The organism is Hallella faecis (assembly GCF_018789675.1).
Classification (GTDB): Bacteria; Bacteroidota; Bacteroidia; order Bacteroidales; family Bacteroidaceae; genus Prevotella; species Prevotella faecis.
In genome coordinates, this window is record NZ_JAHKBE010000013.1 from 1 (window position 1) to 14,315 (window position 14,315).

Here is a 14,315-nt window from a genome sequence, read left to right on the forward strand (position 1 = left end):
GTTAATTAACTCCCTCATTTTCAAACGATTACGTTAGAATTAACAGAGTATTGTATTAAATAAGGAGAGATTAAACATGAAGAAGATCGAAGCAATCATCCGCAAGACGAAGTTCGAGGATGTGAAAGAGGCTCTTTTGGCCGCCGACATCGAATGGTTCTCTTACTATGATGTGAGAGGCGAAGGCAAGATGCGACAGGCACGCATCTACCGTGGCGTGATGTACGACACCAGCAGCATTGAGCGCATGCTGCTCAACATTGTGGTTCGCGACAAGAACGTGGAGAAGACCATTGCCGCCATCGAGAAGGCAGCCCGCACGGGCGAGATTGGCGACGGCCGCATCTTTGTGATTCCCGTGGAGGACACGGTGCGCATCCGCACAGGCGAGCGCGGCGACATTGCCCTCTACAACGCCGAACAGGAGAAGTAATTGGCTCAAGCGAGAGAAAAAGAATTACCGATTGTTGAACTTTTAAGGTAAAGATTATGAGTGTACAGGATTTAGCATTATCAGTTGATACCGTATGGATGTTGCTTGCAGCCATGCTGGTCTTTTTCATGCAGCCAGGCTTTGCGCTGTGCGAAGCGGGCTTCACACGTGGCAAAAACACGGCAAACATATTGTTCAAAAACTTCGTCGATTTCATGGTAGGCTCCGTCCTCTTCTGGTTTGTGGGCTTCGGATTCATGTTTGGCAGCGACGGCGCCGGCTTCATCGGCATGCCCAACTTCGGCGACCTGTCGTTCTACAAAGGCGACCTCCCCACCGAGGGCTTCCTGATTTTCGAGACCGTGTTCTGCGCCACCAGCGCCACCATCGTGTCGGGTGCCATGGCTGAGCGCACAAAGTTCTCCATGTATTGCGTTTATTCGTTCTTTATCTCACTGCTAATCTACCCCATTGAGGGTCACTGGACCTGGGGTGGCGGCTGGCTCTGCAACGCCGATCCCTCATCGTTCATGATGAGCACGTTTGGCGCCACGTTCCACGATTTCGCCGGTTCGGCCATTGTCCACTCCGTAGGTGGTGTGCTGGCCTTGGTGGGCGCCATCTGCTTAGGTCCCCGTTTGGGCAAGTATCGCAACGGCAAGAGCACCGCCATTCCCGGCCACAACCTGATGGCCGCCGCCCTGGGTGTGTTTATCCTTTGGTTCGGTTGGTTCGGCTTCAACCCCGGTTCGCAGCTGGCAGCCTCAGGCGAGGTGAACCGCGTAGCCATCAGCCATGTGTTCCTCACCACCAACCTCGCCGCTGTGGCAGGTGGATTGGGCACCATGTTCACCTCTTGGATCAAGTATGGCAAGCCCTCGTTCTCGCTGACGCTGAACGGCATCTTGGCCGGTTTGGTTGCCATCACCGCAGGTTGCGACCTCGTTAGTCCGCTGGGCGCCCTCATCATTGGCCTCTTGGCAGGTATCATCCTGGTGTTCTCCATCGAGTTTATCGACGTCAAGCTGCACATCGACGACCCTGTGGGTGCCAGTTCCGTACATGGTGTGTGCGGTATCTTCGGAACGCTCATGACCGGTCTGCTGGCTGTCGACTCTGGCGCCTTCTACGGTCACGGCTGGGGCTTCTTCGGAGCACAGGTGCTGGGCATCGTCTGCATCGACGTATGGGCCATCGCAGCAGGCATCGTGCTCTTCTACGGCATCAAGAAGTTGGTTGGCCTGCGTGTCGACAAGCGTATTGAGGAGGAAGGCCTCGACATCTACGAGCACGGAGAGAGCTGCTACAACTAAGCCTCCCAAGCGAACAACTAACACGATTCAAAGAACCGCACCCACGTCGGCCTCGACACTTAACCTTTTCCCCATTGTTATGTGGGAGGCCGGCTGGGTCTTAATCCCTAATCATTATGAAAGATTTGAGAAGATTAGCCGACAAGTTGAACATCCGCATGGTGGGCGCCATGGCACTCGGCCTGACAGCCTTCGCCACTGCCGCCAACGCCCAGGACAAGGTAGAGACCACCATCGCCGCCGACGTAGTGAGCCAGTACTATTGGCGTGGTCAGGAACTGGGCGCCATCTCCTTGCAGCCCACGCTGGGCATCGGCTACAAGGGTTTCTCGCTGACAGCCTGGGGAAGCGTGGGCATCTCCGAGCCTTCCGACACCAAGGAGTTTGACCTCACGGCGGCCTACTCCACCGGTGGGTTCCACATTGGCGTAACCGATTATTGGTTCAACAGTCCCAACGAGCGCTACTTCGCCTATGCCGCCCATGAGACATCGCACGTGTTTGAAGCCAACGTGGGTTACGACTTCGGTCCGGTGGCCCTCAACTGGTACACCAACTTTGCCGGCAACGACGGCATGAACAACGATGGCGACCGCGCCTACTCATCCTACGTGGAGGCCTCAGCGCCCTTCAAACTGGGCGGATGCGATTGGCAGGCCAGCATCGGCGCCGTGCCCTACGCCACATCGTTTTACGGCGACGCCCACGGCTTTGCTGTTACCCACGTAGGCCTGAAGGCCACCAAGGACCTGAAGATCACCGATGCGTTCAGCGTTCCGGTGTTTGCCCAGGTGGCCGCCAACCCCAGCACCGAGAAGGCCTATCTTGTGGTAGGATTTACACTGCAACCCTGACAACTCATAGGTATCACCCCAAATGGCCATGGGCCGAGGGGGTATTATGGAAAACACTTAGTAAGAAGATTGTAATTCATCACGCGAGTTTTTAGTTATACTTAGTTCTCGTGGAGCCGGCCGTTCGAGCGAATAGCCGGCTTCTTCATGTGTTAGCCTGCCGTAGCCAGCGCCCCAATGGCCGCCAACCGAAACCCACATGCATTTTTATTCCACCCCATGGGGTAAGGTATATCGCTGAATAATATCTATAAAGATATCGTCAAGGAAACGTCAATCTAAAGAGGCACCAAGAGATATAGACAATTACACATTAACTATATGCGTCAATCTTGACAACATTTGGAAAGAGAAGACAATAATTACGCATATACCCACCACATGGATATAGCAAACGCTTTGCTCTATGGCATTTGTTTATCTTAGCTTAGCTCATTACTGGATTGTTGCCAACAAAAAGCAAATTTAAAAAATAAGACAAAAACTCCGCATATACCTACTACGCTCTTTCGGATCTTATATTATGTCTTAATTGGTTTTTGAATACTTCTTTTGTTCGTCTTTCGCTAACATTATTTTTTCTACTGTAGTATCCGTAAATGTTCTCCAAATCTTAAGCTCTACTGGCATATAGTCGTCGAAGAACTGCTTTACAAATTCTATGTCAAACACTAAACGAATATCATTCTTTGCCTCGCCACACTGCCCTTCCTTACGAGTGCCAATACGTGCAACCTTGATAAGGTAAAGATCACGCACACCCTTATTTTTCAAGTATGGCATAAAATAGAAAAGTTTGTTGAGTGCCACTGTAGATGGAAACTTCTTGCCTGTATAGTAAATCTTTGCCGACCGCTCAACGTATTGTTCTAAGTTGTCTTTCTTGACAAGGCCAATAAGACAATTCTTAGATGGAAGAATGCTTGAATTGCCACAACTTCCATATACGTTCATACTAAGATCCTCATGAACCATACTATTCTCTACGATGGGATTATCTTTATATCGGTCAAAGAGTTCATACAAATTTAGTTGCTTTACAGAAACAGGCTTTACATTCTTTACCGATCTTGTTAATGAAGATGGTTGTTTTTCTCTTATCTTATTATCAAAGTCATAATAAGCAAATTCGCCACCTCCTTGCCAATTTACAACCTGAGATATTCCACCTTGTTCTCCCGCAATAACGTCATTTAATCGGCGCACAACAAGATTGGTCATTTGTTCACCGATTTCTATGCCAATATATCTACGATTGAGTTTGTGAGCAGTGGCTATAGTTGTACCTGATCCTAAATAGCAATCCAAAATCAAGTCACCTTCATTACTTCCAATTTCAAGAATCTGCTTAATCAATTCTTCAGGTTTGGGAGTATCAAATACTTGATCCACGTCTGGAAACAATGACAGAAGATGTTTCTTTGCAGAATCTGTCGTGCCATAATTGTCACCAGACCATAGAGTCTCTGGAGTTAAGCCAATTTTTGCGTCTTTCAGAAACTTCTTAATACGGGGAGTGTTATTTCCATCAAGACCAAACCAAATATTACCATCTGCAATTTCCCTAAGCATGCGTTCTTGGTTATAACTCCAACAACGCCCTTTGGGCGGATTAAACTCTTTTCCTGTTGGAGAGGTAATTGAATAAAACTGACTTGCCACAGCATGGCCGGCTTGCACACTTGCAGAAATGGATTGCCAAGGTCCACGAGGATCATTATCAGGATTCTTGTATTTTGAATCTATAAAACCTTCCCCTACAGGCAAAAGATTGCGAGACTTTTTGAATGCTTTAATATCCCTCGTATAGACAAGAATATACTCATGATTGCACGAGAAAACCGCCCTATTTTCTCTTGTCTTTCGTTGTTGCCATATAATTGTACTTGCAAAATTCTCTCGACCAAATATAGTGTCTGCCTCAACTTTAAGATAGGCCATTTCCTTATCGTCTATAGATATCCACACACTACCATCTTTAGTAAGCAGTTGTTTTAACCACATTAGTACAACCCTCATTTCCTTTAACCATAAAGCTGTTGAAGTATTATCATCATAGTAGTGATATGAGTCTCCATTATTATAAGGAGGATCGATATAGACGCACTTTACCTTCCCTCTATAAACTGACGCAAGTTCTGGAAGAATCGCCTTATTATCTCCTTTGATTAGGAGGTTTTGGCAATTCTCATTTCCTACAGATATTTGCTTGTCATAAACAAATTTTATATTATCCTTTAATTGCATTTCCTATTTGTCTTTATTTGTGCACACAATTAATAATTCCGCCTCATCGGACGCATCGAGGAAGTGTTCTGCTGAATTCAATTTATTATGCTTAAACGAACCCGCAGAAACAATCTCCACTGAGGCAAAGTATTCTTTTGCCCATGTTATGAGTTGTTGCATCGTAACGACTCGCGGATGACTCTTCTTTGTTTCATCGTAAGGCGAGTAAGACAACAGCAGATTCCTGTTTGTAGATGAAGCATTTTCAAACATAGTTTTGAAAGCATCGGGCGCCTGGCTCTTAATACAGAATGGTGACTGATGTCTATTTTTTCGATATATTCCGTTACTTACATGAAAACCTCCATGTATATTTGTTGTTGACAACTCTGGTGTATCCCTTAGTGTCATTGTTTCTAATACGTGATAGAATCTACTGTAGTGGTCGCGAGTATATGGAGGATCAGCGTAAATGGTTCTCACATTATCAGAAAGACCTCTTAAACAATCCATATAGTCACCTTGGATGGCCACATGTTCATTATTTGACCTAGGCAACTCTATGTAGCGTTGCAACCACTCCTTGTACAGTCCAAGTACATCTATAGTTTTATCCTTAACAGCTTTGTTATAAACAGTAATCTTGATCTCACCCTTTGAGTCTCGAGCTTTGATAGGTTGGGCAAAATGTTTACCCACAGTATCGACCACATCGCTGGCTGTGCTCAACAATGCGGCAAGGTATAAGTCTCTATTATCCTTTTCAACATATGTACTTATGGCCTCCAATACTAGATCTATCTGAACAGCTTGCCTGTATGAGAAATACACGCCTCCATAATAACGACTTATCAGCGACCTTACGTCTAATAAATCATTACTTTTTAAATTATCCCAAACCGATTGTAGTTGTTCGGTTATATGAGAGACATTATGTTCAATACTATAAACTTCAACAGAGCCATGTTCAAGGATGTCTGTGAGAACCTCAAGATTTTTATGCTCTATAGCCTCCTCTTCCATTGTTATTAAGGGAAGGAAACTCTCATACAAAGAGCCCTCTTTAGCAATCTCGCTCAAAAAAACATCAATGTCCAAATTAGTAACATGGAAGTCCTTCATAAGTGCATTAGTGATCACCCTGGAGTATGCCTGAATATCACATGAAGTAACACAGAACTTGTTTGACAATTTATAGGAAACGCAACCAGAGCCTGCGAAAAGATCACAGACGCCTTCACCTTCCTTAGTAACATTAAGCACATTACCCTCAATGAAATCAAGCAGGCGCAATTTACTACCTAGATAATTAAGGGTTCTAAAGTTGTATTTCATCATTACACAATAAGTTCTGGATATAGTGCATGAACAGCTTCAACATCGCGGATAACACGCTTTAATTCGCATGTTCGTCTTGGTTTCGCCTCCATGTATAGATATTTCTTTATTGCCTCATAGGCTGGATAATCAGGCATTAGAACTTGATACAAAAACTCTGAACTATCGAGTTTTACAAAAAGACCTATTGGACGTTTGTCATTCCCCGGATATTCTCCCATAGTTTCAGCACATTTAATCTCAAAACGGAAATTGTTACTCTTTACAGTGACCGCTTGCCTAGTCTCAATAGCCCCTAACGCACCATCTTTCGAGATATTCATTAAATCAATCGTGTATGTATTATCATTGCGTTGAGCGCCAAAGAAATTTTGGAAGATCTCAATAGGAAAATTAACTTGTTTCCAACGAGGTCCTCCTCCGATTTCAGCGATCAAGACCTGTTCTCCAATTGGGCGCAGTTCTTCTGTCTGTTTTTTACCCTTTTGTTTTGCTTTTGCAGTCTTTACCTTAACCAGTCTCTGTTTACGTTTTGGAGTAAATCCTTCTGGCAATTTTTGTATTCCAGCTTTTCCAAATTCTATACTTCTATGTTTACTGGCAGAAGGCTCATCATCGGTTCCTTTATCATATCTTTCAAAACGCTGTGACTCCAAAGTGACAATTCTGTCCTCGTATAACTTTTCTATAAGTTCTTGGGTCAAAGGGTAAAGATTTACTTCTGTACCTTCAAGAATGCCTTTCCAGTATTCATAGAAATTAGCCAAAACAGGATTACTCTTAATATCTTTTATCATCAATGAGCATTCCACATTCTGAACTAATCCTGGAACAGTGAGGTTATTCGAACCTACAATAAGGCTAAAAATATCTTCGTTTTCAAACAAGTAAACCTTCGGATGAAAAATGTTAAATTCATTAGTATGATAGATTTTTGCATCAACACCCCAGGACAGCACTTCTTCAAGAGCTTCTTTAGAAGTGCCTTTTTGGTCAACACCAAGGATAATTTTTAGCTGACATCCTCTACCCTTAGCTTCTTGGATTTCCTTTGATAAGGCAGAGACACCTCCCTGACTTGCAAATGCCACAAGACAGGTAAACGAATTGTATCGATGAGACTTGAACAACCCTATAAGTTCTTTACCGACGGATGTATTCTCTTTTAGATTATATCCTTGACCTATGATTATTGTGTCCATATTATATATGTTCTAATCGTTACTAAAAAGTAGCAGACTTATCTTTTCATGAGAAAGCAAACCATTGAACATCAAGAACTTGTCTACAGCTTGCGTATGTCAGACAATGCTCTTACCTTCTTGCTGCTTAAAACTCAAATAAAGAACATCTGCTAAATGGCAAAGGTAAGCATAAAAACTGAGAAAGCCGCTTCTTTTAGATGCATTTTTTTATAACAAGGTTTTTAACGCTCTCTCGACAAAACCGTCAACAAGGTGCTTAGCAGACGCAACTGCACATACAACGGCTACTAGTGTTACAAAATCTTATCAGCATTACACGAGATATACCTTTGCAAAGACGAGTGTGTTGAGGATGTAAAGGCAAAATGACACTTCTGCACGAGAATCCCAACGTACAGTCTCTTTAGATCCATACGACCTGATGTACGAGCAAGAAATTGGCTACAACTATACGCTCTATAAGTCTTCATCCATCAACGACTTCCGTTTCAACACAAACAAGAAACTAAGCAAGTTGCTAATAAGACTAAGTGAAAAATGGGATTGTTCGTTTCTAGCAGATGAAGGGTTAACCATTAGGGCTACAAGAGGCATCTCTTCGGCTTCATTCACATGCACTTCTTTTCTCTATCATTCGCTCACTTATGGCCGCCAACCGCTGCTGCCGGGGTGGGCGATGAGGCGATGAGCGGGGTGTGGTTCGTAAGGTTTTTTGGTTAGAAAATGGTGTTGCGATTTTGCGTGAAACAGAGGACGGAGGGACCGTTTTTACGCCACGAAAGCACGAAAAATGAGTCGTCGGCTTGCGGTTAGGCATCTATCGAGACGCGAAAGGCCATCTATCGAGACGCGAAAGCTAAGAGATGGCAATGCGATACATGGTCTTTCGCCACGCCATTAGGCAGAGATGGGAGGGCGAAATGGGAAGAGCGGAACCCAAAATACGCACACATAACTGCAACTCACTGATTATCTGACAGTTGCAAAAATCATCAAGAATGGCGTATTTGCGAGCGAATGTACCTGCGGTGAAGAACAAATGTTAAATTGAGGAAAGGTTTGTTGGCGTTTTTCCCAGGAGCATCTCTCATTGGAAATGATTGGCGGCGCGTTCCATTGCTCTTCGTCTTGGCCTCAAACGGCGGCGCTCGGATTTGCCCGAAAAGCCGCCACTGCCCCACGAAAAAGCCGAATGAAAGGCTTACTGACACTAAATTCCAAACAAACCACGCACTATCTGATTTCTTTTTCATAACTTTGCAGTGATGAATGCAGTATCGCCCTTACAAGCCTTACAACAACAACGCCTGTTGCTCCAGTTGGAGTATCAGGTGGAGAAAGAGGCGTTTCGCAAGCAGACCGAGCGCGTGGGCCTCGGCCGCAAGGTGAAACGCGGCGACGCGTGGTTCCCCCTCAGCGTTGGACGCACCTATTACAACTCGCTCAACCAGTATTGCGTGGAGGTGACACGCACCGCCGACCAAGACATTGAGCACAACTTCGAATACGGCAAGCCTGTGGTGTTTTGGACCGTAGACGAGCCCACCACCGCCACACCAGCGGCCCAGGGTGGCGTGCGCTATTTCAATTTCACCGGCACCGTGTCGTATGTGGATGGCGACCGCATGGTGGTGACCATCCCCGAGGGACACGCCTTCGACCTGCAGGGCAGCACCAAGCCCATCGGCGTGCAACTCTTCTTCGACGAGACGAGTTACCGCTGCATGTTTGAGGCGCTCGACCGCGTGATGAAGGCAAAGAACGGGCGGTTGGCCTACCTGCGCGACCTCTTCTACACCAACATGAAGCCGCAGACGCTCTCCTTCGAGCCCATGCGCTTCCCCTGGCTCAACACAACGCAGGAGCACGCCGTCAACGAGGTGCTCAGGGCCAAGGACGTGGAGGTGGTGCACGGACCTCCGGGAACGGGTAAGACCACAACGCTCGTCGAGGCCATCAACGAGACACTCATGCGCGAGAGCCAAGTGCTGGTGTGCGCACAGAGCAACATGGCCGTCGACTGGATATGCGAGAAGCTCGTAGACCGTGGCATCAGCGTGCTGCGCATCGGCAACCCCTCGCGCGTCAACGACAAGATGCTCGGATTCACCTACGAGCGACAGTTTGAGGGCCACCCCGACTATCCGCAGCTATGGGCCATCCGCAAGGCCATTCGTGAGCTCAGGCGGAAGCGCAAGGGGCGCGACGCCAGTTACCACCAGAAGTTGGAACGGCTGAAGAGTCGCGCCACCGAACTCGAGATACGCATCAACGCCGAACTGTTCGGGCAGGCGCGCGTCATCGCCTCCACGCTCGTGGGCGCCGCCAACCGCCTGCTGGAGGGCCAAAAATTCTCCACCCTGTTTATCGACGAGGCCGCGCAAGCCCTTGAGGCGGCCTGCTGGATAGCCATCCGGCGCGCCGGGCGCGTCATCCTGGCGGGCGACCACTGCCAGTTGCCGCCCACGGTGAAGAGCATTGCCGCCCTCAAGGCCGGACTGGGCAAGACGCTCATGGAGCGCATTGTGGAGCGAAAGCCCGAGTGTGTGACGCTCCTACAGGTGCAGTATCGCATGAACGACGACATCATGCGCTTCAGCTCCGACTGGTTTTATGGCGGCAAGGTGAAAACGGCACCGCAGATTAGCCATCGCGGCATACTCGACCTCGACTATCCCATCGACTGGATCGACACCTCGCAGATGGAGGTGGGGCCCGACGAGCCCACCTTCAAGGAGCAGTTTGTGGGCGAGAGCTTCGGGCGCGTCAACAAGGGCGAGGCCAACCTCACACTGCAAACGCTCGAGCAATACTTCACGAAGATTGGAAAGCAGCGAGTGCTCGACGAGCAGATCGACGTGGGGGTCATATCGCCCTATCGCGCTCAGGTGCAATACCTGCGCCACCTCATCAAGAAGCGCGAGTTTTTCAAGCCCTTCCGACGCCTCATCACCGTCAACACGGTCGACGGGTTCCAAGGACAGGAGCGCGACGTGATCCTCATATCGCTCGTGAGGGCCAACGACGACGGACAAATCGGCTTCCTGCGCGACCTGCGCCGCATGAACGTAGCCATCACCCGGGCCCGCATGAAGCTCATCATCCTAGGCGACGCATCGACCATGACGCGCCATCCGTTCTACAAGAAGCTCAACCAATACATCGAGGACCTGCACCACGGACAGGCGGCCACCGCAACCTCCTGCGGCGAGCCGCAACCCGACAACATCGAATAAGCAACCACCATGTTACAACGCGACTATTTCATACGCATCATCGAGGAGTTTATGGCTGCCATCAGCCGTTTCCTGGAGAAAGACATCGACAAGCGCACCGACGACGACCTGCGCGACCTCTATCGCCAATATGTGGGCGACTACGAGACGCTACGCAACTTCACCGCGCACGAGGCCATCGACTATGCACGTGAGGAGTGGGCCGACGACCGACGCACGCAGAAACTGGAGATGCTGGCCGAACTGCTCTATGTGGAAGGCAGCTACAAGCAGAAGCCGCTGCGCGACATGCTGCTCGAGAAGGCATTCCTGCTGTTTGCCTATGTAGACCGCCACAGTTGCGACTTCTCGCTCACCCGCAAGGCCCGCATGAGCACCATCAAGGGTATGCTGGGCTCCGCCCTCAACCTCGACGACATCATGGTTTAACCCTTATGGACAACAACACCAACACGCTCCATAGCCCTCGCACCCAAGGCGGCATGACCGACATGACTGTGGGATCGCCCGCCCGCGGCATCCTCCGCTTTGCCGTGCCGCTCGTATTGGGCTATATTCTCCAACAGATGTACCAAGTGATCGACGCCGTCATCGTTGGCCGATGGATCGGCGTGGGCGCCCTGGCCGCTGTGGGAGCGTCGAGCAGCATCATGTTTCTCATCATGGGTTTCTGCAACGGCTCGTGCGCCGGCTTCGCCATACCTGTGGCGCAAGCCTTCGGCGCCAAGGATTTTGCCAAGATGCGGTCGTATGTGAGCAACGCCGTGCGCATCGGCGTGGTGCTGGCCGTGGTCATCACCCTGCTCAGCTGCGCCTTCTGCTCCAAGATCCTGCACCTCGTCAACACGCCCGCCGACATCTTCGACGACGCATGGACGTTTCTCTTCCTGCAATTCCTGGCCATCCCTTTCACCATAGCCTACAACCTTCAGGCCAGTCTCATACGCGCCTTGGGCGACAGCAAGCACCCATTCTATTTCCTCATCTTCTCGTCGCTGTTCAACATTGCGCTCGACGCAGTGCTCATCTTCGGCCTCGGCATGGGAGTGCTGGGCGCCGGTGTGGCCACACTGCTGGCACAGGCTTTCTCGTCGGCGCTATGCTATGGCTTCATCCGCAGGAAGATGACCGTGCTCATTCCGCAGGGCGACGAGCGCGCCTACGACAACAAGCGCATATCCATCCTGCTCAACAACGGGGTGCCCATGGGCCTGCAATTCTCCATCACGGCCGTCGGAGTCATCATGTTGCAGAGCGCCAACAACGCCCTTGGCACCCTTTACGTGGCGTCGTTCACCGCCGCCGTGCGCATCAAGTATCTCTTCACCTGCGTGTTTGAGAACATCGGCGTGGCCATGGCAACCTATTGCGGACAGAACATCGGGGCCGGCGAGATCAACCGTGTGCGGCGTGGCGTGTTCGACGCCCTGCGCATCATGCTGGTGTATTTTGTCTTCACGTTCCTTCTCATCTATCCCTTCGCCGACGAGATGATGCGGATGTTTGTAGACGGTTCGGAGCAGGCTGTCGTCGACAACGCCGCCCAGTTTATGCGCATAGCCAACTATTTCTACCCCTTGCTGGGGGTGCTCACCATCCTGCGCTACTCCATCCAGGGACTGGGCTACAGCAACCTCTCGATGCTCTCGGGCGTGATGGAGATGATAGCGCGCTGCGGCGTAAGCCTGTGGCTCGTGCCGGCGCTGGCCTTCACGGGCGTTTGCCTGGGCGACCCGGTGGCGTGGGTGGCGGCCGACGTGTTCCTCGTGCCCGCCTTCTGGCTTCTGTATCGACATCTGAAACATACAAACAAACTTAATACAATCAACAAATGAAACGTATTCTACTATCACTGGTCATGACGATGGCGGCCATAGTATCGGCGATGGCATCGCACACCGTGACCCACGAGGGCGCCTGGTGCTGGTTTGCCGACCCGCGCGCCATCCACTACGAGAACGCAAGTGGCTCCATCAACGCCAGCTACATCGGTTACATCGATGTTCATGGCAATGTGAAGGCTACGCAAATAGATTTCCGCAACAACCGTCGCACGGAGGTGTTGATACGCTCGGTGTTCCAACCCGACGACCACAACAACCCCACGTTCATCGTGTTGCCCGACGAGCGTGTCATGATTTTCTACACCCGCCATACCGACGAGCCGAAGATCTGGTATCGCGTGTCGGTGAAGCCGGGCGACATCACGCAGCTCGGTGAGGAGAAATTCATCTCTACAAAGAACAACACCACCTATCCGTCGCCCTTTATCCTCAGCGACGACCCTAACCACATCTACCTCTGCTGGCGCGGCATCAACTGGCACCCCACCATGGCGCGCATCACCATGCCCGACGCCAACGACAATGTGACGGTGGACTTCGGACCGAAGCAGATCGTGCAGTCGACGGGCGCACGTCCCTACGCCAAGTATCACAGCAACGGCAAGGACAAGATTTACCTCACCTACACCACGGGCCATCCCGACAACGAGATGCCCAACTGGTTGTATTTCAACGTGGTGGACATCAACCACGGCAACGGCCCCATCCTCAAGGACATCAAGGGCAACACGTTGCAGCAGGTGGCCGACGGCGTGTTCCGCGTCAACAAGAGTGAGGCGTATCTCAACCAGTATCCCTTCACCGTGGTAGACCACACGCCGGGTGTGCGCAACTGGGTGTGGCAGATCGCGCTCGACCAGGACGCCAACCCCGTGATTGCCTACACCCATATCGACAACGCCAAGACCACGCATGCCTACCACTACGGCCGTTGGACGGGCAGCGAATGGCGCGACACATGGGTGCAGCTGGGAGGCCACGCGTTCCACCAGAACTGGAACCGCACGGAGCGTTGCTACAGTGGTGGCATGGCGCTCGACCCCGAGAACATCAACACGCTCTACCTCTCCATTCCCACCAAGGAGGGCGCATACAATAAGGAGGGCGTTTACGAGATTTGGAAATACAACGTGGCCGACAATGGCAAGGTGGAATCGTCGGAGCAGCTGACACGCAACTCGGACAAGAACAACATGCGCCCCTACCTGTTGCCGGGCTCAAAGAACAGTGCGTTGCGACTGGCGTGGATGCATGGCGACTATTATTACTGGATGGTCAACAAGCATTATCCGAAGGGTTACCCCACAAGCATCGTGGCCGACTACAACCTGCCGGAAGAGAAGGTGGACCTCGGCAACGGGCTGGTGACACAGGCCAAGGGCTGCAAGAAGTTTAGCGTTGCCGCCACGTTCCATCAGGAGAAGGACGGGAAGCGCACCAGCGACGCCACGCTCTTCGCCAGCGACCAACTGACGGTGGGCATCACAACCGACAACTACATCTTTGTGAACATGGGCAAGGGTAGCAAGGCCAAGAGCGTGAAGAGCGGCAACCTCTTCGCAACAGCCGACAACTGGGCGTTCTACTCTATCGGAACATCGGGCGACACCCACGTTACGCCCATCACCGACGCCATGCTGACCACCACCTACGACGGCGCCACCCTGCGCGTTTACCGCAACGAGGTGCTCGAGCTGTACATTCCCTGCAAGGGACTGAAGCTCAAGAACGTTCGTTGTGGCAACCTCAGCACCAACCTGCAACAGTGGAGCCGCGCACTCAACCAAGACGAAGTGGGCGCGCTCAGCAACAAGCGCTAAGGCCACACCACCCATCAGCGGATTCGCTAAACGACAAAGGCGT

At 50.4% G+C, this 14,315-nt stretch carries 11 protein-coding genes; 7 read left to right on the forward strand and 4 right to left on the reverse strand.

Features of this window, described 5'->3' with window-relative positions:
- The first annotated feature begins 76 nt into the window (after positions 1-76).
- From KM934_RS04785 to KM934_RS04795, 3 genes are all read left to right on the forward strand, one after another.
- Positions 77-433, forward strand: coding sequence for a P-II family nitrogen regulator (locus KM934_RS04785; protein ID WP_215759486.1), 357 nt, complete (start codon positions 77-79; stop codon positions 431-433).
- A gap of 56 nt (positions 434-489) precedes the next feature.
- Complete coding sequence (locus tag KM934_RS04790) at positions 490-1,746, forward strand: ammonium transporter (RefSeq protein ID WP_215759487.1); 1,257 nt, start codon at positions 490-492, stop codon at positions 1,744-1,746.
- A gap of 116 nt (positions 1,747-1,862) precedes the next feature.
- A complete protein-coding gene (locus tag KM934_RS04795) occupies positions 1,863-2,600 on the forward strand; it encodes a hypothetical protein (protein WP_394369481.1) in 738 nt (245 codons plus the stop codon).
- A gap of 528 nt (positions 2,601-3,128) precedes the next feature.
- On the opposite strand, the gene KM934_RS04800 is transcribed toward KM934_RS04795, so the two are convergent.
- The 4 genes from KM934_RS04800 to KM934_RS04815 form a co-directional block, all read right to left on the reverse strand.
- Positions 3,129-4,847, reverse strand: coding sequence for a site-specific DNA-methyltransferase (locus tag KM934_RS04800; RefSeq protein WP_215759488.1), 1,719 nt, complete (start codon positions 4,845-4,847; stop codon positions 3,129-3,131).
- Positions 4,848-4,850: 3 nt separating this feature from the next.
- Positions 4,851-6,167, reverse strand: a complete 1,317-nt coding sequence (locus KM934_RS04805; RefSeq protein ID WP_252344897.1) for a DNA adenine methylase — start codon at positions 6,165-6,167, stop codon at positions 4,851-4,853.
- Positions 6,167-7,369 (reverse strand): phospholipase D family protein, encoded by a 1,203-nt coding sequence (locus KM934_RS04810; protein WP_215759489.1) that lies wholly within the window; start codon positions 7,367-7,369, stop codon positions 6,167-6,169. The genes KM934_RS04805 and KM934_RS04810 overlap by 1 nt, the downstream gene beginning before the upstream one ends.
- A 995-nt stretch (positions 7,370-8,364) precedes the next feature.
- On the reverse strand, positions 8,365-8,625 hold the full coding sequence (locus tag KM934_RS04815) for a hypothetical protein (RefSeq protein WP_215759490.1): 261 nt from the start codon (positions 8,623-8,625) through the stop codon (positions 8,365-8,367).
- Positions 8,626-8,637: 12 nt separating this feature from the next.
- Between KM934_RS04815 and KM934_RS04820 the strand changes: the two genes are divergently transcribed.
- Genes KM934_RS04820 through KM934_RS04835 form a run of 4 tightly spaced genes read left to right on the forward strand, consistent with a single transcriptional unit; the run spans position 8,638 to position 14,272 of the window.
- The gene (locus KM934_RS04820; RefSeq protein WP_215759491.1) at positions 8,638-10,608 is read left to right on the forward strand and encodes an AAA domain-containing protein; all 1,971 of its coding nucleotides are present in this window, start codon (positions 8,638-8,640) and stop codon (positions 10,606-10,608) included.
- Between the two features lie 9 nt (positions 10,609-10,617).
- Positions 10,618-11,037, forward strand: a complete 420-nt coding sequence (locus KM934_RS04825) for a hypothetical protein (protein ID WP_215759492.1) — start codon at positions 10,618-10,620, stop codon at positions 11,035-11,037.
- 5 nt (positions 11,038-11,042) lie between these two features.
- A complete protein-coding gene (locus KM934_RS04830) occupies positions 11,043-12,443 on the forward strand; it encodes an MATE family efflux transporter (RefSeq protein WP_252344898.1) in 1,401 nt (466 codons plus the stop codon).
- Positions 12,440-14,272, forward strand: a complete 1,833-nt coding sequence (locus KM934_RS04835) for a BNR repeat-containing protein (RefSeq protein WP_215759493.1) — start codon at positions 12,440-12,442, stop codon at positions 14,270-14,272. Before KM934_RS04830 ends, KM934_RS04835 begins: the two co-directional genes overlap by 4 nt.
- Positions 14,273-14,315: the final 43 nt, after the last annotated feature.